General features: G+C 68.5%; 17 protein-coding genes. 10 read left to right on the top strand and 7 right to left on the bottom strand.

From position 1 onward, the window contains the following. Positions 1-3: 3 nt before the first annotated feature. The gene (locus tag AC07XP_RS04125) at positions 4-1,635 is read left to right on the top strand and encodes an ABC transporter substrate-binding protein (protein WP_495263881.1); all 1,632 of its coding nucleotides are present in this window, start codon (positions 4-6) and stop codon (positions 1,633-1,635) included. Between the two features lie 36 nt (positions 1,636-1,671). After that, positions 1,672-2,412: a 5'-methylthioadenosine/adenosylhomocysteine nucleosidase gene (locus tag AC07XP_RS04120; protein ID WP_495263994.1), complete on the top strand. Its 741-nt coding sequence runs from the start codon at positions 1,672-1,674 to the stop codon at positions 2,410-2,412. A 9-nt stretch (positions 2,413-2,421) separates the two neighbouring features. Here the strand turns inward: AC07XP_RS04120 and AC07XP_RS04115 are convergent, their stop codons facing one another. After that, positions 2,422-3,174 (bottom strand): YoaK family protein, encoded by a 753-nt coding sequence (locus AC07XP_RS04115; RefSeq protein WP_062481040.1) that lies wholly within the window; start codon positions 3,172-3,174, stop codon positions 2,422-2,424. A 57-nt stretch (positions 3,175-3,231) separates the two neighbouring features. Then, entirely contained in the window at positions 3,232-4,218 is a 987-nt protein-coding gene (gene corA / locus AC07XP_RS04110) for a magnesium/cobalt transporter CorA (RefSeq protein ID WP_056584267.1), read from the bottom strand. Positions 4,219-4,443: 225 nt separating this feature from the next. Between corA and AC07XP_RS04105 the strand changes: the two genes are divergently transcribed. The 4 genes from AC07XP_RS04105 (at position 4,444) to hprK (ending at position 8,937) form a co-directional block, all read left to right on the top strand. Beyond that, positions 4,444-6,561 (top strand): ATP-dependent helicase, encoded by a 2,118-nt coding sequence (locus AC07XP_RS04105; RefSeq protein WP_495263880.1) that lies wholly within the window; start codon positions 4,444-4,446, stop codon positions 6,559-6,561. A 322-nt stretch (positions 6,562-6,883) separates the two neighbouring features. Continuing rightward, a complete protein-coding gene (gene hpf / locus AC07XP_RS04100) occupies positions 6,884-7,213 on the top strand; it encodes a ribosome hibernation-promoting factor, HPF/YfiA family (protein WP_013538898.1) in 330 nt (109 codons plus the stop codon). 192 nt (positions 7,214-7,405) lie between these two features. Then, a complete protein-coding gene (locus tag AC07XP_RS04095; protein ID WP_042581318.1) occupies positions 7,406-7,873 on the top strand; it encodes a PTS sugar transporter subunit IIA in 468 nt (155 codons plus the stop codon). A 104-nt stretch (positions 7,874-7,977) separates the two neighbouring features. Then, a complete protein-coding gene (gene hprK / locus AC07XP_RS04090) occupies positions 7,978-8,937 on the top strand; it encodes an HPr(Ser) kinase/phosphatase (RefSeq protein ID WP_062481041.1) in 960 nt (319 codons plus the stop codon). A gap of 59 nt (positions 8,938-8,996) precedes the next feature. On the opposite strand, the gene fur is transcribed toward hprK, so the two are convergent. Then, complete coding sequence (gene fur, locus AC07XP_RS04085) at positions 8,997-9,416, bottom strand: ferric iron uptake transcriptional regulator (RefSeq protein WP_495263879.1); 420 nt, start codon at positions 9,414-9,416, stop codon at positions 8,997-8,999. A gap of 85 nt (positions 9,417-9,501) precedes the next feature. On the opposite strand from fur, the gene AC07XP_RS04080 reads away from it, so the two are divergent. The 4 genes from AC07XP_RS04080 (at position 9,502) to AC07XP_RS04065 (ending at position 12,248) form a co-directional block, all read left to right on the top strand. Beyond that, complete coding sequence (locus tag AC07XP_RS04080; RefSeq protein ID WP_495263878.1) at positions 9,502-10,062, top strand: outer membrane protein assembly factor BamE; 561 nt, start codon at positions 9,502-9,504, stop codon at positions 10,060-10,062. Between the two features lie 175 nt (positions 10,063-10,237). After that, positions 10,238-11,038, top strand: coding sequence for a 4-hydroxy-tetrahydrodipicolinate reductase (dapB, locus tag AC07XP_RS04075; RefSeq protein WP_139702236.1), 801 nt, complete (start codon positions 10,238-10,240; stop codon positions 11,036-11,038). Positions 11,039-11,066: 28 nt separating this feature from the next. Beyond that, positions 11,067-11,762, top strand: a complete 696-nt coding sequence (locus AC07XP_RS04070; protein WP_095743304.1) for a MotA/TolQ/ExbB proton channel family protein — start codon at positions 11,067-11,069, stop codon at positions 11,760-11,762. 15 nt (positions 11,763-11,777) lie between these two features. Beyond that, the gene (locus tag AC07XP_RS04065) at positions 11,778-12,248 is read left to right on the top strand and encodes an ExbD/TolR family protein (RefSeq protein WP_062481048.1); all 471 of its coding nucleotides are present in this window, start codon (positions 11,778-11,780) and stop codon (positions 12,246-12,248) included. Positions 12,249-12,272: 24 nt separating this feature from the next. On the opposite strand, the gene AC07XP_RS04060 is transcribed toward AC07XP_RS04065, so the two are convergent. From AC07XP_RS04060 to glgX, 4 genes are all read right to left on the bottom strand, one after another. Continuing rightward, entirely contained in the window at positions 12,273-14,756 is a 2,484-nt protein-coding gene (locus AC07XP_RS04060; RefSeq protein WP_495263877.1) for a glycogen/starch/alpha-glucan phosphorylase, read from the bottom strand. A 43-nt stretch (positions 14,757-14,799) separates the two neighbouring features. Beyond that, positions 14,800-16,269: a glycogen synthase GlgA gene (glgA, locus tag AC07XP_RS04055; RefSeq protein WP_495263876.1), complete on the bottom strand. Its 1,470-nt coding sequence runs from the start codon at positions 16,267-16,269 to the stop codon at positions 14,800-14,802. A gap of 14 nt (positions 16,270-16,283) precedes the next feature. Then, entirely contained in the window at positions 16,284-17,621 is a 1,338-nt protein-coding gene (glgC, locus tag AC07XP_RS04050; RefSeq protein ID WP_495263875.1) for a glucose-1-phosphate adenylyltransferase, read from the bottom strand. 91 nt (positions 17,622-17,712) lie between these two features. Further along, the gene (gene glgX / locus AC07XP_RS04045; protein WP_495263874.1) at positions 17,713-19,788 is read right to left on the bottom strand and encodes a glycogen debranching protein GlgX; all 2,076 of its coding nucleotides are present in this window, start codon (positions 19,786-19,788) and stop codon (positions 17,713-17,715) included. Positions 19,789-19,929 lie beyond the last annotated feature (141 nt).

Here is a 19,929-nt window from a genome sequence, read left to right as displayed (position 1 = left end):
CCCATGAAGACCCAGTCCTCCGTTTCGCGCCGCTCACAAAAGCTGGCGCTCCTGGCACCGGCAGCGCTCACGGCCCTTACCCTGGCCTGCAGCGCCGTGTCAGCCAAGACGTTGGTGTACTGCTCCGAAGGAAGCCCGGAAAACTTCTATCCGGGCATGAACACCACCGGCACGTCGTTCGACGTGACCACGCAGGTCTACAACACCATCGTCGAGTTCGAGCGCGGCGGCACCAAGGTGATGCCGGGGCTGGCCGAAAAATGGGACATCTCGGCCGACGGCACCGTGTACACCTTCCACCTGCGCAAGGGCGTGAAGTGGCACACCACGAGCAAGAGCTTCAAGCCCACGCGCGACTTCAACGCCGACGACTTCATCTTCATGCTCGAGCGCCAATGGAAGGAGAGCGACCCCTTCTTCAAGGTCACGAGCCAGAACCACTCCTACTTCAACGACATGGGCATGCCCAAGCTCTTGAAGTCGGTGGACCGCATCGACGACCACACGGTGAAGATCACGCTCAACCAGGCCGAAGCACCGTTCCTCGCGAACCTGGCGATGCAGTACGCGGGCATCCAGTCGAAGGAGTACGCCATCGCGATGCTCAAGGCCGGCACGCCCGAGAAGGTCGACCAGGACCCGGTCGGCACCGGCCCGTTCTACCTCGTGCAGTACCAGAAGGACGCGATCATCCGCTTCAAGGCCTTCCCGCAGTACTGGGGCGGCAAGGCCAAGATCGACGACCTCGTGTTCGCAATCACGCCCGATGCCTCGGTGCGCTGGGCCAAGCTGCAAAAGGGCGAGTGCCACGTCATGCCGTACCCGAACCCGGCCGACCTCGACGCGATCCGCAAGGACCCGAACGTGCAGGTGCTGGAGCAGCCCGGCCTGAACGTGGGCTACCTCTCGTACAACACGACGAAGAAGCCCTTCGACGACGTGCGCGTGCGCAAGGCCATCAACATGGCGATCAACAAGAAGGCCATCATCGACGGCGTGTACCTCACGACCGGCGTGGCCGCGAAGAACCCGATTCCGCCGACGCTGTGGTCCTACAACGATGCCGTGAAGGACGACCCGTACGACCCCGAAGCCGCCAAGAAGCTGCTGGCGCAGGCCGGCTTCCCCGACGGCTTCAGCACTGACCTGTGGGCCATGCCGGTGCAGCGCCCGTACAACCCGAACGCCAAGCGCATCGCCGAGCTGATGCAGGCCGACCTGGCCAAGATCAACGTCAAGGCCGAGATCAAGAGCTTCGAGTGGGGCGAGTACCGCAAGCGCCTGCAGGCCGGCGAGCACCAGATGGGCATGCTGGGCTGGACCGGCGACAACGGCGACCCGGACAACTTCATGTACACCCTGCTGGGCTGCGCCTCGGCCAAGTCGGCCAGTGGCAGCAACATCTCGAAGTTCTGCTACCAGCCCTACGAAGACCTCGTGGTGAAGGCCAAGAGCGCGACCAAGCAGTCGGAGCGCGACGCGCTCTACAAGAAGGCGCAGGTCATCTTCAAGGAGCAGGCGCCGTGGTTCACCATCGCGCACGCGGTGCAGCTGAAGCCGGTGCGCAAGGAGGTGGTCGACTTCAAATTGAGTCCGTTCGGCCGCCACACCTTCTACGGCGTGGACATCAAGTAAGCCGTGGTCGCTGCGCCCATCGCCATCGTCGCGGCCATGCACGAGGAGCTCAGTGCGCTCCTCGCGCGCATGCCCGACGAGCAGCGCGTGCGCGTGGCCGGCCGCGACTTCTGGGTCGGCCACCTGCAGGGCCAACCCGTGGTCGCGGTGCTGTCGCGCATCGGCAAGGTCGCGGCGGCGCTCACGGCCACGGTGCTGCTCGAGCGCTTCGGCGTGCGGGCGATCGTGTTCACGGGCGTGGCGGGCGGGCTGGCGCCGGACGTGAACGTCGGCGACGTGGTCGTGGCGACCGAGCTGCTGCAGCACGACATGGACGCCTCGCCGATCTTTCCGAAATACGAGGTGCCGCTGATGGGGCGTTCGCGCTTCGCGGCCGATGCGGCCATCGGCGATGCGCTGGCGGCGGTGGCCGAAGGCACGCTGCGCGATCCGGTGGGCCTGGTGGGGCAGAAGGCGGTCGATGAGTTCCATCTGCGTTCACCGAAGGTGCATCGGGGCCTGCTGATCAGCGGCGACCGTTTCGTGTCGACCACCGCGGAGTGTGGGGCCCTGCAGCGCTCGCTGCCCGACGCGCTCGCCGTCGAGATGGAGGGAGCGGCCATGGCGCAGGCCTGCCACGACTACGGCGTGCCCTTCGCGGCGCTGCGGACCATCTCGGACCGCGCCGACGATGCTGCGCACGGTGACTTCACGCGCTTCGTGGCCGAGGTGGCGAGCCGCTACAGCCTCGCGCTCGTCGACGCCTGGCTCGCCTCCCTGCCGCGCGACGCGGCCTGAAGAACCCGCCTACGGCGCGAGCCGGCGCAGCTGCGGCAGGTCGCGCAGCAGCGGCGGGATCGATAGCGCCAGCAGCAGCGCGGCCAGCGGCACGACGCAGATGAATCCCACGTGCTTGAAGCCCAGCGCGCCCACGGCGCCGCCGAGCACGAACATGGCGACCAGGCCGCCGCAGCGGCGCAGCCGGCTGCGGTCGTGGCGCACCGGCAGCGGTGTGGATGGCGCGCGCCGGTTCCAGTAGAGCATCTTGCCCAGCTCGATCCCCACGTCGGTGATGTTGCCGGTCATGTGGGTGGTGCGCGTGCTGCCGCCCGAGGTCTTCGACGCCACGGCGTTCTGCAGGCCCATGATGAACGACAGCAGCAGCACCGTGAGCGGCACCGCGAACGGCGTGGCCCAGGTCAGCGTGATGGCGCCGGCGAGCCCGAACGGGAACATCAGCGCGGCCTCCAGCAGCAGGGGCAGCGCGTACACGCCATGCAGCCGGTGCTGCCGTGCCCAGTTCACCAGCACCGCGCAGACCGCGGCGCCGCTCACGAACGCCAGGATCGCGCCCAGCGCGTTCAGCAGCAGCGTGAGGTTGCCCAGCACCATGCCGTCCGCCAGCTGCGAGGCGAAGCCGGTCATGTGCGAGGTGTACATGTGCAGCACGAGGAAGCCGCCCGCGTTGATGGCGCCGGCGTTGAAGGCCAGCAGCAGTCCGAGCGCGGTGTTCGTCGACGGCGCGCGGTGGCGGTTGGTGAGGAAACGAAGTCTGCGCACGGGGCTCTCCAGGGGCAGCTGCCTGCCGACAGCCACTCTAGCACCCGCTGTGCGGCGTTATTTGAGCCAGCCGCGCCGGCGGAAGTACCACATCGGCACCAGCGCGCTCGCGGCCATCAGCGCGATGGCGTAGGGGTAGCCCATGGCCCAGTCGAGCTCGGGCATGAACTTGAAGTTCATGCCGTAGATGCTCGCGATCAGCGTGGGCGGCAGCAGCGCGACGCTGGCCACCGAGAAGATCTTGATGGTCTTGTTCTGGTTGATGTTGATGAAACCGACGGTCGCATCCATCAGGAAGTTGATCTTGTCGAAGAGGAAGGCCGTGTGGTTGTCCAGCGACTCGATGTCGCGCAGGATCTGCCGCGCCTCCTCGAACTGCTCGGCGTTGAGCATCTTGCTGCGCATCATGAAGCTCACGGCGCGGCGCGTGTCCATCACGTTGCGACGGATGCGGCCGTTCAAGTCTTCCTGGCGCGCGATGGCGCCGAGCACCTCGCCGGCCAGCTCGTCGCTGACGTTGCCCGACAGCACCTTCTTGCCCGCCACCTCGAGCTCGTCGTAGATGTTCTCCAGCGTGTCGGCCGAGTACTCGGCGTCGGCGTCGAAGAGCTTGAGCATCACTTCCTTGGCGTCTTCGATCAGCCCCGGCGCGCGGCGTGCGCGCATGCGCAGCAGGCGGAACACGGGCACGTCTTCGTCGTGGATCGAGAACAGCACGCCGCGGCTGCGCAGGTCGGTGTTGTGCTGGTTCAGGATGAAGGCGACGCGCACCGTGCGCGGGTCTTCGTCGTCGTCGATCAGGAAGTCGGAGCGGATGTGCAGTTCGCCGTTGTCTTCCTCGTAGAAGCGGGCCGATTCCTCGATGTCCTCGTCCATCGCGTCTTCGGGAATCGAGAGGCCGTAGTACTGCTTGATCCAGCGCTTTTCCTCGAGCGTGGGCGACTCGAGGTCGACCCAGATCGGCTGGAACTTGGAGAGCTCTTCGAGCGACTCGATCTCTTCCTGGACGAGGCGGCCGTTGGCGAGCGTAAAGATGTTGAGCATGGGCTCACTCCCGGGGGTGACTGAACGATGGGCGAGGGCGGGGCGCTTTCAATTCCCGCGGACCCGGCGTCAGTACATCACGCGCAGCGTCGCCAGGGAGTTGAAAGCTGCCGAGACGGGGCGGTTTCCAAGGGGAGTCTCCGGTTGCAGCGAGGCGCGATTATGTCACCGGCCACAGGGCGACAAGGCACGCGAACTGGACGGACATACAGTAAAGTCGTGCCCATGCAGACCCCTGCGTCCCCCGTTCTTTCCACCCCGCCGAAGACGCAAGCCGAGCGCCTGGCCGCGGCGCTCGCCGCGCTCAACGACGACCAGCGCGCGGCGGTCGAGCACGGCGTGGGCACGGCAGTCGGCGCCGACCACCGGCCGCTGCTCGTGATCGCCGGCGCCGGCTCGGGCAAGACCAGCACGCTGGCGCACCGCGTGGCACACCTGATCGCGGACGGGGTCGATCCGCAGCGCCTGCTGCTGCTCACCTTCTCGCGCCGCGCCGCGCAGGAAATGGAGCGCCGCGCGGGCCAGGTGCTGGCGCGTGTGCTGGGGCTGAAGTCGGAGCGCCCGCCCGCGCTGCCCTGGGCCGGCACCTTCCACGGCATCGGCGCGCGACTGCTGCGCGAGTACGCCGCGCAGATCGGGTTGGACGAGAACTTCACCATCCACGACCGCGGCGACGCCGAAGACCTCATGGGGCTGGTGCGGCACGAGCTGGGCCTGTCGTCCACGGTCAACCGCTTTCCGCGCAAGGGCACCTGCCTGTCGATCTACTCGCGCTGCGTGAACACGCGCGCGCCGCTGGCCGCCGTGCTGAAGGACAGCTTTCCCTGGTGCGCCGAGTGGGAGGCCCAGCTCAAGACGCTGTTCGGCGCCTACGTCGAGGCCAAGCAGCAGCAGAACGTGCTCGACTACGACGACCTGCTGCTCTACTGGGCCGAGATGGTCGCCGAGCCCGCGCTGGCCGCGCACGTCGGCGCGCGCTTCGACCACGTGCTGGTCGACGAGTACCAGGACACCAACCTGCTGCAGGCGGAGATCCTGCGCGCGATGAAGCCCGACGGGCGCGGCGTGACGGTGGTGGGCGACGACGCGCAGTCGATCTACTCGTTCCGCGGCGCCACGGTGCGCAACATCCTCGACTTTCCGTCGCAGTTCTCGCAGGCCGCGCGCATCGTCACGTTGGAGCGCAACTACCGCTCGACGCAGCCAATCCTCGACGTGTCGAACCGCGTCATCGCGCAGGCCGCCGAGCGGCACGCCAAGACGCTTTGGACCGACAAGCCCTCGGCCGGCAAGCCGGTGCTGGTGCTCGTGCCCGACGAGGCCGGGCAGGCGCGCTGGGTGGCCGACAAGATCCTGGCGCACCGCGAAGGCGGGCTGGCGCTGAAGTCGCAGGCGGTGCTGTTTCGCACCTCGTCGCACAGCGCGGCGCTCGAGCTGGAACTGGCGCGGCGCAACATCCCGTTCGTGAAGTTCGGCGGGCTCAAGTTCCTCGAGGCCTCGCATGTGAAGGACCTGCTCGCCGTGCTGCGTTTCGCGCAGAACCCGCGCGGGCGCATGGCGGGCTTCCGGGTCACGCAGCTCATTCCCGGCGTGGGCCCGGCCACCGGCACGCGCCTGCTCGACGCGATGGACCAGGCGGCCGACCCCGCCGCGGCCGTGCGCGACTTCGTGCCGCCGTCGGCCGCGCGTGAACAGTGGGCCGACTTCGCCCAGGCCTATGCCGCCTTGCGCGCGCCGTCGCTGCAGTGGCCGGCCGACGTCGAGGTGGCCATGCAGTGGTACCAGCCGCACCTGGAGCGGCTGTACGAAGACACCTCGGGCGTGCGGCGTGCCGACGTCGAGCAGCTGGCGCGGCTGGCGGCCGGCTATGGCTCGCGCGAACGCTTTCTCACCGAGCTCACGCTCGACCCGCCCGAGGCCACGAGCGACCGGCCCGGCCCGCCCTCGCTCGACGAGGACTACCTGATCCTGTCGACCATCCATTCGGCCAAGGGGCAGGAGTGGAACTCGGTGCACGTCATCAACGTGGTCGACGGCTGCATGCCGGCCGACGTGGCGCAGGGCGCGCACGAGCTGGAAGAAGAACGGCGCCTGCTCTACGTGGCGATGACGCGGGCCCGCGATCACCTGCACCTGGTGATGCCGCAGCGCTTCCACATCACGCAGCAGGCGGCGCGTGGCGACCGGCACCTGTACGCCAACCGCACCCGCTTCATCACGGAGTCCGACCTGGCGGGCTTCGAGCTGCAGACCTGGCCGCCGCCGCCGGTGCTGCCGCCCGCCGTGCCGCCACCGGCCGCGGTGATCGACCTGCGCAACCGCATGCGCGCCGCCTGGCGCTGAGCGGGCCGGCCCTTCGGGCGGGAGGGGCACTGCGCGCTGCACATGGAAACACTTGCTTCCAATGTGCCGCAACGGCATGCCACTGCACGGGGGCAGCTATGGAATCAATAGCGGATTAGGGCATGCAATACACCGGCCCGTCACTCGGGCAAGCCCCGGTATTGCAATACCGTGACAGCTTGGGCATAGTGAATCCGACCGCCCCCTTTCTTCATCTCCCTTCCTCTTCTCTCCCTCTCTCCCAACCTCACCTGTTTCGCCGGCCACGCTTCATCCCGGAGCGCGGTCATTTCCCCAACCGTCAATTCTCAGGAGGTCATTCATGAATTTGACGATCAGCGGTCATCACCTCGACGTCACACCTGCCTTGCGCACCTACGTCACGAGCAAGCTGGACCGGATCACGCGACATTTCGACCAGGTGGTCGATGTCAAGGTGATCCTCACGGTGGAAAAGCAGAAGGAAAAGGAACGCCGCCAAAGGGCGGAGTGCAACATTCACGTCAAGGGCAATGACATGTTCGCGGAATCGAGCCACGCTGATCTGTACGCCGCGGTTGATGAGCTGGTCGACAAGCTCGACCGCCAGGTGGTCCGCCACAAGGATCGCCTGCAGGACCACCATCACGTGGCGCCCAAGCGCGTGATGTAAACGCCGGGCCCCGCGCCCCGCATCTCAGGCCGCCTTCGGGCGGCCTTTTGTTTGTCCGACCACATTGGTGGGGCTTTGCAAGGGCCTCCAGAGGAAGCGACGCCTCACGGCAACACATGTAGACGAAAGTAATTAGGGGGACTGGGGGTTTTTACCGAGGAGGTGCATAATCGCCCCCGCTCTGACCCCACCATGAATCGCCTCGCGTCCATCCTGCCGCCCGCTCAAGTGCTCGTGAGCGTTGACGCCACCAGCAAGAAACGTGCTTTCGAAGAAGCCGGCCTGCTGTTCGAGAGCCTTCACGGTCTGGGCCGTGCCCTCATCACCGACAGCCTGTTTGCGCGCGAGCGCCTCGGCTCCACCGGCCTGGGCCACGGGGTGGCCATTCCCCATGGCCGCATCAAGGGCCTCAAGGCGCCGATGGCCGCGGTGTTCCAGCTGGCGAACCCCATCGGCTTCGACGCCCCCGACGAGCAGCCCGTGGCGCTGCTGATCTTCCTGCTGGTGCCCGAAGCGGCCACGCAGAAGCACCTCGAGATCCTGTCCGAAATTGCCGAGCTGCTGAGCGACGCCGGCCTGCGCGAGCAGATCAAGTCCAGCACCGACGCCGCCGCGCTGCACGGCCTCATCGCCGGCTGGCAGTCGACCCAGGTCGCCTGAGCGCCCGTGCCGGGCCTGCCGCTGCTGCTGATAAGCTGCGGCGACGCTTTTCTCTCCCTCCATCCTGACCAGAATGCCGGCGCCCCGCGCCGGCCGCCGCACGCATGAAGCCGACCGTCATCAGCGCCGATGCCATGTTCGAGGAGTTCCGCGGGTCGCTCCGCTGGGAATGGCTCGCGGGCCTGGGCGCCTCGGAGCGCCAGTTCGACCCCGACGTCATCAGCCGCGCGCAGTCGGCCGCCGACCTGGTCGGCTACCTGAACTACATCCACCCGTACCGCGTGCAGATCCTCGGCGCGCGCGAGGTGGCCTACCTCACGCGCGGCAGCAAGGAAGACTGCGTGCGCCGCATCGGCCGCATCGTCACGCTGGAGCCGCCGATGCTGGTGCTGGCCGACGGCCAGGCCGCGCCCGACGAGCTGCTGTCGATCTGCGAGCGCGCCCAGCTGCCGCTGTTTGCCACGCGCGAGTCGTCGGCCTTCGTGATCGACCTGCTGCGCGCCTACCTGTCCAAGCACTTCGCCGAGCGCACCTCGATGCACGGCGTGTTCATGGACATCCTGGGCATGGGCGTGATGATCACGGGCGAGTCGGGCCTGGGCAAGAGCGAGCTCGGCCTGGAGCTGATCTCGCGCGGCAACGGCCTGGTGGCCGACGACGCGGTCGACCTGTACCGCATCAACCAGAACACCATCGAGGGCCGCTGCCCCGACCTGCTGCTGAACCTGCTGGAGGTGCGCGGCATCGGCCTCCTGGACATCCGCGCGATCTTCGGCGAGACGGCCGTGCGCCGGAAGATGCGCCTGAAGCTCATCGTGCACCTCGTGCGCCGCGACAGCTTCGAGCGCGACTACGAGCGCATGCCCTCGGCGCCGCTCACGCAGGACGTGCTGGGCATCCCGGTGCGCAAGGTCATCATCCAGGTGGTGGCGGGGCGCAACATCGCCGTGCTGGTGGAAGCCGCGGTGCGCAACTCGATCCTGCAGCTGCGCGGCATCGACACCTATGCCGACTTCGTGGCGCGCCACCACAAGGCGATGGAGAGCGGGCGCGATCCGGACTGAGCAAAGAAAAAAGCCCTTCAAAGTGAAGGGCCGCTTTCTGCTTCAGCAGGTCTTCAGCGTCAGCGCTTCTTGACGCAGTCGCCGCACAGGCCGTACAGCGACATGGCGTGGTCCTGCAGGAACCAGCCCTTGTCCTTGGCGATCATCTGCTGGCGCCGCTCGATCTCGGCGTCGTAGAACTCCTCGACCTTGCCGCACGAGGTGCAGACCAGGTGGTCGTGGTGCGTGCCTTCGTTCAGTTCGTAGACCGCCTTGCCGCTTTCGAAGTGGCTGCGCTCCAGGATGCCGGCCTGCTCGAACTGCGTGAGCACGCGGTACACGGTGGCCAGGCCGATGTCGGAGTGTTCGTTGAGCAGCACGCGGAAGACGTCTTCCGCGGTCATGTGCCGCTGGCTGCCGGTCTGGAAGATCTCGAGGATCTTCAGTCGCGGCAAGGTGGCCTTGAGGCCGGTGTTCTTGAGTTCGTCGATGTTGGCCATGATGGTTCCTGCGCCCTGGGCTGAGGCCGGGCCTTCAGGCTCGGCCGCTACAATGTTCGATCATATCGCTACCCCCTCTTCTCCCATGCCTGCCATCCTCCAACGCCGGCCCTGGTTGCTGGTTGCTGCCATTGCGGCGACGCTCGCCCTCGGTGCCTGCAGCGGTTTCAGCGAACGCACGCGTGGCGCGCTGTCTGCCGTCACCCCCTACAAAGTCGAAGTGGTGCAGGGCAATTTCGTGTCGAAGGAACAGGTCGCGGCACTCAAGCCCGGCATGTCGCGCCAGCAGGTGCGCGAGATCCTCGGCACCTCGCTGCTGAACGACGTCTTCCATGCCAACCGCTGGGACTACGTCTTCACGATCCGCCGCCAGGGCGTCGATCCGCAGGAGCGCCGCCTGACCGTGTTCTTCAACGGTGAACTCATGGACCGCTTCGAGGGCGATGAAATGCCCAGCGAAGAAGAGTTCGTCGCCACGCTCGACACCCGCCGCAAGAGCGGCAAGGTGCCGCAGCTCGAGGCCACCGAAGAAGAGCTCAAGAAATTCGCGCCCAAGGCCGACAAGAAAGCCGACATCACCGGCACCCCGGCAGCCCCCATGCCCGCGCTGCCGGCCGCCTACCCCCCGCTCGAAGCCGCGCGCTGAGCGTGCGCGGCAGGGCTCCGGCGGCGGCCACCCCTCCTGTGGGCGGTGCCCGCCGGACCGGTGGGGTGGCTTTCGTCGGTGTCCATGGCTCCCGTAGGGACTTTTCAATGACCGAATCCCCGTGACTGAACCGACCATCACCCCCACCTCCGATTCTTCTTCCTCCGCTCCCGCGCTGCGCCGGGTGGCGATCGCCGGCGCCTCGGGCCGCATGGGCCACATGCTCATCGAAGCCGTGCGCAACGCGCCCGACTGCCGCCTGGCCGGCGCGCTCGACATCGCAGGCAGCGCCGCCCTCGGCGCCGATGCTGCGGCCTTCCTGGGCTTCACCAGCGGCGTGCCCATCGTGGCCGACCTGCGCACCGGCCTGCAGGACGCCCAGGTGATGATCGACTTCACCCGCCCCGAAGGCACGATGGCGCACCTGGCCGTGTGCCGCGAGCTGGGCGTGCAGGCCGTGATCGGCACCACCGGCTTCAGCGACGCGCAGAAGGCCGAGATCGCCGAGATCGCGAAAGACATCGCCATCATGATGGCGCCCAACATGAGCGTGGGCGTCAACGTCACGCTCAAGCTGCTCGACATGGCCGCCCGCGCCATGGCCACCGGCTACGACATCGAGATCGTCGAGGCCCACCACCGCTTCAAGGTCGACGCGCCCTCGGGCACCGCGCTCAAGATGGGCGAGGTGATCGCCGACGCGCTGGGCCGCGACCTCAAGGACTGCGCCGTGTACGGCCGCGAAGGCATCACGGGCGAGCGCGACCCGTCGACCATCGGCTTCGCCACCATCCGCGGCGGCGACATCGTGGGCGACCACACCGTGCTGTTCGCGGGCATCGGCGAGCGCATCGAAATCTCCCACAAGTCGTCCAGCCGCGTGACCTACGCGCAAGGCGCGCTGCGTGCGGTGCGCTTCCTGAGCGGCCAGCGCAACGGCCTGTACGACATGTTCGACGTGCTGGGTCTGCGTTAAGCATCGCGGCCAACAAAGGACGACGCGAATGAGCGTGCTCGAACTGCTGACCCACGGTGACGGCGTCAGCCGTTCGGTGGCCGCGCTGCTGCTCGCGATGTCGATCGCCAGCTGGGTCGTGATCCTCTGGAAAGCCTGGCTGTTGCGCGGCGGCACGCGCGACGTGCTGCGCAGCATCGCGGCGTTCTGGCAGTCGGCCACCCTGGTCGAGGCCGAGCAGAAGCTCCAGGCCTTCGACCGCGCCGAACTCGTGCGCCCCGCTGTGGCCGCGCTGCGCCAGGCCGCCACCGAAGCGCCCGGCGGCACGCTGGGCGCCACGGTCGACCGCAACCAGCGCCTCACGCGCGTGCTGCGCGGTGCGCTGCACGGCGCGCTGCGGCGCCTGCAGGCCGGGCAGATCCTGCTGGCCACCGTCGGCGCCACCGCGCCCTTCGTCGGTCTGCTCGGCACCGTCTGGGGCATCTACGGTGCCCTGGCGGGCATCGCGGGCCAGACCGGCGGCTTCACCATCGACAAGGTGGCCGGGCCGGTCGGCGAGGCGCTTGTCATGACGGCCTTCGGCCTCGCGGTCGCCATTCCGGCCGTGCTGGCCTACAACGTGTTCGGCCGTGTCGTGGGCCGCGTCGAGGCCGAGCTCGAAGGCTTCGCGCACGACCTGCTCGGCAGCTTCGGCGAAGCGCCGGCACCCGCCGCACCGCCGCCGGCGCGGCCGATGCCCGTTTAAGGCGCCACGCACACCATGGCCTTCGGACGCACCTCACTGGGCAGCAGCGCCGCAGGCGGCGGGCGGGCCATGGGCGCGGGCGGGCAGCGTCCGCTGTCCGACATCAACGTCACGCCGCTGGTCGACGTGATGCTGGTGCTGCTGGTGATCTTCATCATCACCGCGCCGCTGATGGCCAGCTCGATCAAGCTCGACCTGCCGCAGACCGACGCGGGCCAGCCCAACGACACGCCGAAGTTCGTGAGCCTGTCGGTCGATGCGTCGGGCAAGGTCTTCCTGAACGACAAGCCGGTGACCGATGAAGAGCTGACCGCCCAGCTCGAAAAGGCCGCCGCCGACAGCAAGGACACCGAGGTGCAGTTGCGCGCCGACCAGACCGTGCCCTACGGCAAGGTGGTGGCGCTCATGGGCATCGCGAACAAGGCCGGGCTGAGCCGCATCGGCTTTGTCACCGAGGCCGAGGCGGCCCCCGCCAAAACGCGCTGATCTTGCGGGCCCGGCCCGCTCGCCTCAGCCGAGCATCACCGGCTTGGTGTGCCAGATCTCATGCGCGTACTCCGCGATCGTCCGATCCGACGAGAACGCCCCCATTCCCGCCACGTTGAGGATCGCCATGCGCGTCCATGCCTCCGCGTCGCGGTACAGCGCATCGACCTCGGCCTGCTTCGCGACATAGCTCGCGTAGTCGGCCAGCAGCAGGTAGTGGTCGCCCCAGTTCACGAGCGCGTCGTAGATGCCCTGGTAGCGCGCCGGCTCGCCCGGCGAGAACGCGCCATCGCGAATCGCGTCGAGCACGCGCTTGAGTTCGGCGTTCTCCTCGTAGATCTCGCGCGGCTGGTAGCCGCGGGCGCGGATGTCGGCCACCTCGGGCGTGGTGTGGCCGAAGATGAAGATGTTCTCGGGGCCGACGTTCTCGCGCATCTCGACATTGGCGCCGTCGAGCGTGCCGATGGTGAGCGCGCCGTTGAGCGCGAACTTCATGTTGCCGGTGCCCGAGGCTTCCGTGCCTGCGGTGGAAATCTGCTCTGACAGGTCGGCCGCCGGCATGATGATCTCGGCCAGGCTCACGCTGTAGTTCGGCAGGAACACCACCTTCAGCAGCTTGCCCACGCGCGCGTCGGCGTTCACGGTGGCCGCCACGTCGTTGATGAGCCGGATCACCTGCTTGGCCATCGCATAGGCCGAGGCCGCCTTGCCCGCGAACACGACCACGCGCGGCACGATGTCGACCGGCGTGCCGCTGGCCTGCGCATCGAGGATGCGGTGGTACCGCGCGATCACGTGCAGCACGTTGAGCAGCTGCCGCTTGTACTCGTGGATGCGCTTGACCTGCACGTCGAACATCGCGTCGGTGTCCAGGTCGAGCTTCAGGTGCTCGCCGACCCAGTTGGCCAGCCGCAGCTTGTTCTCGCGCTTGGCATGGCGAAAGGCGCGCACGAAGGCGGGCTGCGCGACCATCGGGCGCAGCGCTTCGAGCTGCGACAGGTCGCGCCGCCAGCCCTTGCCGATGCGCTGGTCGAGCAGCGCGGCCAGCGGTGGGTTGGCCTGGGCGAGCCAGCGGCGCGGCGTGACGCCGTTGGTCTTGTTGTTGAAGCGCTCGGGAAAGATCTTCGCGAAGTCGGCAAAGATCGACTGCTTCATCAGCTCCGAGTGCAACCCCGACACGCCGTTCACCGAATGGCTCGCGAGCACCGCCACGTAGGCCATGCGCACGCGGCGTTCGCCGGTCTCGTCGATCAGCGAGAGGCGGCGCACCAGCTCGACGTCCTGGCCGTGCGTCTGCGTCACGGCGGCCAGGAACTTCGCGTTGATGTCGTACAGGATCTGCAGGTGGCGCGGCAGGATGCGGCCCAGCATCTCGACCGGCCAGGTTTCCAGGGCCTCGTGCATCAGCGTGTGATTGGTGTAGCTGAACACCTTCTGCGTGTGCGCCCAGGCCACGTCCCACGCCAGGCCATGCTCGTCGAGCAGCAGGCGCATGAGCTCGGGCACGGCGAGCACCGGGTGCGTGTCGTTCAGGTGGATGCTGACCTTTTCCGACAGCTGCTCGAAGCTCGTGTGGTTGCGCAGGTAGCGGCGCAGCAGGTCCTGCACGCTGGCGCTGCAGAAGAAGTATTCCTGGTGCAGCCGCAGCTCGCGGCCCGAGGGCGTGGAGTCGTCGGGGTAGAGCACGCGCGAGACGTTCTCGGAGTGGTTCTTGCTCTCCACCGCCGCCATGTAGTTGCCGCGGTTGAAGGCCGACAGGTCGATCTCCTCGGTGGCGCGCGCCGACCACAGCCGCAAGGTGTTGGTGGCCTGCGTGCCGTAGCCGGGAATGATGGTGTCGTAGGCCACGGCCAGCACGTCGTGCGTGTCGACCCAGTCGGCCGCGCCGTAGGGCGCGTTCTTGCCTTCGCGCTTTTGCACGTGGCCGCCGAAGCGCACGCGGTAGTTCACCTCGGGCCGCTGGAACTCCCATGGGTTGCCGCGCGTGAGCCAGTAGTCGGGCGTTTCGACCTGCTGGCCGTCGACGATGCGCTGGCGGAACATGCCGTACTCGTAGCGGATGCCGTAGCCCATGCCGGGCACGCCGAGCGTGGCCATCGAATCGAGAAAGCAGGCCGCGAGCCGCCCGAGGCCGCCGTTGCCGAGCGCCGCATCGGGCTCGCGCTCGGCCAGCGCCGCCATGTCGACGCCGAAGTCGGCCAGCGCTTCGCGCACGGTGCCGTACAGGTCGACGGCGAGCAGCGCGTTGGTGAAGGTGCGCCCGATGAGGAACTCCATCGAGAGGTAATACACGCGCTTGAGGTCCTGCGCGTAGTTGGCGCGCGTGGTCGTCATCCAGCGCTCGACGAGCTGGTCGCGCACGGCCAGCGCGGTGGCGTGCAGCCAGTCGTCCTGGCTGGCGGCCACGGGGTCCTTGCCGACGGCGTAGATCAGCTTGTTGGCCACCGCGCGCTTGAAGGCGGCAACGTCGCGGTCGGGGTGGTCGTAGGCGAAGTCCTTGATCGTCATGGAGGCGTTCCCGGAGTGGGTGGTGGGGTGTGGGGCGGGGGCTTCAGGCCAGCGCCCGTTGGTACACATCGATGTACTGCGCGGCCGCCGTGCCCCAGTCGGCCGGGGGCCGCATGGCGTTGCCGCGCACGCGGCGCCAGTCGGGGGCGCGCTCGTACAGCGCGAAGGCGCGGCGCAGGGCGCGGTCGTAGTCGGTGTCCTCGAAGCGGTCGAACACGAAACCGGTGGCGGCGCCGCTGGCCATGTCTTCCAGCGTGCAGTCGACGACGGTGTCGGCCAGCCCGCCCACGCGACGCACCAGCGGCAGGCTGCCGTACTTCAGGCCGTACATCTGCGTGAGGCCGCAGGGCTCGAACAGCGAAGGCACGAGCGTCACGTCGCCCGCGCCGAAGAGCTGGTGCGCCAGCGTCTCGTCGTAGCCGATGGTGACGCTCACCGAGGCGGGCGCCGCCGCCGCGCGCTGGCGGAAGGTCTCTTCGAGCCAGCCTTCGCCGCTGCCCAGCAGCGCCAGCTGGCCGCCCCGCGCGAGCAGCGTGTCGAGGCCTCCGAGCACGAGGTGCAGGCCCTTCTGTTCGGTGAGCCGGCTCACCACGATGAACAGCGGCGCGTCGGGGCGCTCGGCCAGCCCCAGCTGGCGCTGCAGCACCGACTTGCAACGCGCCTTGCCGGCCATGTGGCGGCCCTCGGGCGCCTGGTAGCCCTGCACGAGCGCGGCGTCGGTGGCCGGGTCCCAGACCTGGTCGTCGACCGCGTTGAGGATGCCGCTGAGCACGCCGGCGCGCTGGCGCAGCAGGCCGTCCAGGCCGCAGCCCTGCTCGGGCGTCTGGATCTCCAGCGCGTAGGTCGGGCTCACGGTGGTGAGCTGGTCGGCGAAGCACAGGCCGCCCTTCATGAAGGAGATCTGGCCGTGGTACTCCAGCCCGTTCATGTGGAAGGCCGACGCCGGCAGGCCGAGTTCGGCGAAGTGCCCCGGCGCGAACAGGCCCTGGTAGGCGAGGTTGTGCACGGTGAACACGCTGCCCGTGCGCGGGCCGTCCGCGCGCCGCGCGAAGGCCAGGTAGGCGGGCGCGAGCGCCGCGTGCCAGTCGTGCGCGTGCACGATGTCGGGCCGCCAGCCGGGGTCGAGCCCCTGCGCGAGCTGCGCCGCCGCCCAGCCCAGCAGCGCGAAGCGCCGGTGGTTGTCGCCGTAGGGCTGGCGCGTGGTGTCTTCGTAGGGATTGCCGGGCCGGTCGTACAGCGCGGGTGCGTCGATCACGTAGGTGGGAATCGGCGGCGCGCCGGTGATGGCGACGTGCCCGGCGCGCAGGCCGAAGCGCTCGCCCCAGGGCGCGGCGAACTCGGCCACCGGCGCCAGGTCGCGCACGCCGGCCACGATGGCGGGAAAGCCCGGCAGCAGCGCGCGTGCCTCCTGCCCCGCGGCCATGAGCGCCAGGGGCAGGGCGCCGGCGATGTCCGCCAGGCCGCCGGTCTTCAGGAGGGGAAACAGCTCGGCGCTGACCTGGAGGATGCGCATGGTGGTGCGGTCGATCAGGCGGCGGCCGCAGGCGCGGGGTCCGGCGCGAGCCGCTTGAGCATTTCGCGCGTGACCAGCACCACGCCCGTTTCCGTGCGCTCGAAGCGCGCGGCGTCGGCCTCGGCGTCTTCGCCGATCACCGTGTCGTCGGGGATCACGCAGGCGCGGTCGATCACCACGCGGTTGAGCCGGCAGCCGCGGCCCACTTCCACGTCGGGCAGCAGCACGGCCTCGTTGATCTCGCAGAAGGAGTGGATGCGCACGCCCGAGAACAGCACCGCGCTGCTGATCTTCGAGCCCGAGACGATGCAGCCGCCCGAGACGATGGTGTTGACCGTCATGCCGTGCTTGCCCTCGCGGTCGAGCACGAACTTGGCCGGCGGCAGCTGCCGCTGGTAGGTCCAGATGGGCCAGTCCGTGTCATAGATGTCGAGCTCCGGGGTGATCGAGGCCAGGTCGAGGTTGGCTGCCCAGAATGCATCAATCGTGCCCACGTCGCGCCAGTAGGCCTTGGCGTCGGGCCCGCGCGAGGCGCGCGTGACGCACGACATGCTGAATGGATGCGCCAGCGCGCGGCCCTCGGCCACGGCGCGCGGGATGATGTCCTTGCCGAAGTCGTGGCTCGAGTCGGGGTTGGCGTTGTCTTCCTCGAGCAGCCGGTACAGGTAGGCCGAGTCGAAGATGTAGATGCCCATGCTGGCCAGCGCCAGGTCGGGGTGGCCGGGCATGGCGGGCGGGTCGGCGGGCTTCTCGAGGAAGCTGGTGATCTGGCGGCCGTCGTCCACCGCCATCACGCCGAAGGCCGTGCCCTCGTGGCGCGGCACCTCGATGCAGCCGACCGTGCAGCCCAGGCCGCGCTCGGCGTGGTCCTTGAGCATGATGGAGTAGTCCATCTTGTAGATGTGGTCGCCGGCCAGCACCACCACGTAGTCGTGCGGCGTGGAGCGGGTCTGGATGATGTCCAGGTTCTGGAACACCGCGTCGGCCGTGCCGCGGTACCAGTGCTCGTCGCCCATGCGCTGCTGCGCGGGCAGCACGTCGACCATCTCGTTGAGCTCGGCGCGCAAGAAGCTCCAGCCGCGCTGCAGGTGGCGCATGAGCGAGTGCGACTTGTACTGCGTGACCACCGCCATGCGCCGGATGCCGGAGTTCAGGCAGTTGGACAGCGCGAAGTCGATGATGCGGAACTTGCCCCCGAAGTACACGGCCGGCTTGGCGCGCCGGTCGGTGAGCTGCTTGAGGCGGGAGCCCCGGCCGCCGGCCAGCACCAGCGCGATGGTGCGGCGGACCAGTTGATGGGCCTGCAGGGGGGGCTGCGGGGCTTGCGTGCCCTGGGTGTTGAGCTTGTCCATCTGTGTCTCCGTTCGTTCGTTCGCTTGTTGAGTTCGTCGTCGTCTTCAGAGTGTCCGCACCGAGTCTGGCACTGCGCCGTGGGCTTGGCTCCTACGTTCTTGCAAGCCAGAGGCTCGAAACCGGCACCTCCACCGCGCGGCCCAGCGGGCGGGGCGCGGCGCGCAAGGCGTCGGGGTCTTCGGCATCGGTCGCCAGGCAGCAGCGCCAGTCTCCATTCGGCAGCGTGAAGGTGACGGGGCCCGGGCCTGCATTCACCAGCACCAGCCAGGCGTCCTCGGCATGCCCGAACAGGATCGCAAGGGCCGTGCCCGCGTGCCAGTCGGCCGGCGCCATCGGCTGGCCGTCGGGGCGCAGCCAGCGCAGGCCCGGTAGGGCGTCGACAGGAGGTTCGGCCGGCCACCAGCGCGCGCTGCGCAGCGCCGGCGCTTCGCGCCGCAGGGCGGTGAGCCGCGCGACGAAGGCCGTCAGGCGCGCGCGTTCGCTGGCCGGGTCGGACAGCCCGATCCAGCCGAGCCAGGTGGTCTCGTTGTCCTGGCAGTAGGCGTTGTTGTTGCCGCCCTGGCTGTGGCCGAGCTCGTCGCCGGCCAGCAGCATCGGTGTGCCCTGGGACAGCAGCAGCGTGGCGAGCAGCGTGCGCTGCAGGCGCGCGCGCATCGTGCGCACGGCGGGGTCGTCGCTCGGGCCTTCGACGCCGCAGTTGGTGCTCAGGTTGTGGGCATGGCCGTCGCGGTTGTCTTCGCCGTTGGCGAGGTTGTGGCGCTGTTCGTAGCTCACGAGGTCGCGCAGCGTGAAGCCGTCGTGCGCGGTGATGAAGTTGACGCTCGCGGTCGGTGCGCGGCCATCGTGTGCGAAGCTCGCGCTGGAGGCCGTGAAGCGGTGCGCGAAGTCGCCCAGGCCGGCGGCGCCCTCGCGCCCCTGGCGCAGCCAGAAGCCGCGTTGCGTGTCGCGGAAGCGGTCGTTCCATTCGAGCCAGCCGGGCGGGAACTCGCCGAGCCGGTAGCCGCCGGGGCCGAGGTCCCAGGGCTCGGCGATGCGCAGCGTGCGCGACAGCACCGGGTCTTGCGCGATGGCCGCGAAGAAGGGCGCGCGCGCGTCGAAGCCGCGCTGCGTGTCGCGGCCCAGCACCGGGGCGAGGTCGAAGCGGAAGCCGTCGACGCCCATCTCGCAGGCCCAGAACCGCAGGCTGTCCATCACCAGCTGCAGCACGCGCGGCTCGCCGAGGTTCAGGCAGTTGCCCGTGCCGGCCCAGTTCTCGTACAGGGCGCGGTCGTCTTGGCGCAGGTGGTAGTACAGGGCGTTGTCGATGCCGCGCAGCGAGAGCGTGGGGCCGAGTTCGTCGCTTTCGGCGCTGTGGTTGTAGACCACGTCGATCACCAGCTCCATGCCGCGCGCATGCACCGCATCGGCCATGGCGCGGAACTCGCTGGCGGGCGTGGTGCCGGGGCGGCCGCTCCAGAAACGCGCCTCGGGGGCGAACCAGCCGATGGTGTTGTAGCCCCAGTGGTTGGTCAGGCCCTTGGCGAGCAGGCGCTGTTCGTCGGCGCGGTGCTGCACGGGCATGAGGCTGAGGGTGGTGATGCCCAGGCGTTGCAGGTGGTCGAGGACGGCGGGTTCTGCGAGGCCTGCGTAGGTGCCTCTTAGCGGTTCGGGCACGCCGGGGTGCTGGTGGGTGAGGCTGCGGATGTGGAGTTCGTAGAGGACGCGGTCGGTGGGGGGGATGTGAGCCTGGCCTGCTGTTCTTGGGGCGTTGGCGGGTGCTGTGACGCGGGCCTTGAGGGCGATGGGGGCGTTGTCCCTGTGGTCGCGTTGGGTCGGGTCTGTGGGGGCGTGGCCCAGGAAGAGGTCGCTGCCGTTGTAGTGGCCGAGGATTTCTCGGGCGTAAGGGTCGAGGAGGAGCTTGGCGGGGTTGAAGCGCTTCCCCTCATGGGGTGCCCACGGGCCGTGGACTCGGTAGCCGTAGATCAGGCCGGCTCTTGCGTTGGGAAGCAGGCCGTGCCAGATGCCGTCGGTGCATTCTGGGAGTGGAAGGCGCTGTTGTTCGCTCTTGCCTGTGCTGTCGAAGAGGCAGAGTTCTACTTTGCTGGCTGATGGCGCTGTGAGGGCGAAGTTGACGCCTTGCTGCGTGAGTGTTGCGCCTAGGGGGTGGGGGTGGCCTGGGCTCAGCATGTTGTGGGCCTCCCCGTGGGTTTGTTTTCCGAGGCCGGGACTCGCCCCGGCGGGCGACTCACTTTCTTTGCTTCGCCAAAGAAAGTAAGCAAAGAAAGGCGACCCCACTGTCTGCGACCCTCCGCTTCGCTACGGGCAAGC

The organism is Variovorax sp. GW531-E2 (genome assembly GCF_059423125.1).
Note: the sequence above shows the minus strand (reverse complement) of the source record. Positions and strands in the feature narration are given on the sequence as shown.

What these genes read in the sequence shown, in the direction of transcription:
- AC07XP_RS04125 (WP_495263881.1), top strand. Translation starts at nt 4, where the DNA reads ATGAAGACCCAGTCCTCCGTTTCGCGCCGCTCACAAAAGCTGGCGCTC.
- AC07XP_RS04120 (WP_495263994.1), top strand. Translation starts at nt 1,672, where the DNA reads ATGCACGAGGAGCTCAGTGCGCTCCTCGCGCGCATGCCCGACGAGCAG.
- corA (WP_056584267.1), bottom strand. Translation starts at nt 4,218, where the DNA reads ATGCTCAACATCTTTACGCTCGCCAACGGCCGCCTCGTCCAGGAAGAG.
- AC07XP_RS04105 (WP_495263880.1), top strand. Translation starts at nt 4,444, where the DNA reads ATGCAGACCCCTGCGTCCCCCGTTCTTTCCACCCCGCCGAAGACGCAA.
- hpf (WP_013538898.1), top strand. Translation starts at nt 6,884, where the DNA reads ATGAATTTGACGATCAGCGGTCATCACCTCGACGTCACACCTGCCTTG.
- AC07XP_RS04095 (WP_042581318.1), top strand. Translation starts at nt 7,406, where the DNA reads ATGAATCGCCTCGCGTCCATCCTGCCGCCCGCTCAAGTGCTCGTGAGC.
- hprK (WP_062481041.1), top strand. Translation starts at nt 7,978, where the DNA reads ATGAAGCCGACCGTCATCAGCGCCGATGCCATGTTCGAGGAGTTCCGC.
- fur (WP_495263879.1), bottom strand. Translation starts at nt 9,416, where the DNA reads ATGGCCAACATCGACGAACTCAAGAACACCGGCCTCAAGGCCACCTTG.
- AC07XP_RS04080 (WP_495263878.1), top strand. Translation starts at nt 9,502, where the DNA reads ATGCCTGCCATCCTCCAACGCCGGCCCTGGTTGCTGGTTGCTGCCATT.
- AC07XP_RS04070 (WP_095743304.1), top strand. Translation starts at nt 11,067, where the DNA reads ATGAGCGTGCTCGAACTGCTGACCCACGGTGACGGCGTCAGCCGTTCG.
- AC07XP_RS04065 (WP_062481048.1), top strand. Translation starts at nt 11,778, where the DNA reads ATGGCCTTCGGACGCACCTCACTGGGCAGCAGCGCCGCAGGCGGCGGG.
- AC07XP_RS04060 (WP_495263877.1), bottom strand. Translation starts at nt 14,756, where the DNA reads ATGACGATCAAGGACTTCGCCTACGACCACCCCGACCGCGACGTTGCC.
- glgA (WP_495263876.1), bottom strand. Translation starts at nt 16,269, where the DNA reads ATGCGCATCCTCCAGGTCAGCGCCGAGCTGTTTCCCCTCCTGAAGACC.
- glgC (WP_495263875.1), bottom strand. Translation starts at nt 17,621, where the DNA reads ATGGACAAGCTCAACACCCAGGGCACGCAAGCCCCGCAGCCCCCCCTG.
- glgX (WP_495263874.1), bottom strand. Translation starts at nt 19,788, where the DNA reads ATGCTGAGCCCAGGCCACCCCCACCCCCTAGGCGCAACACTCACGCAG.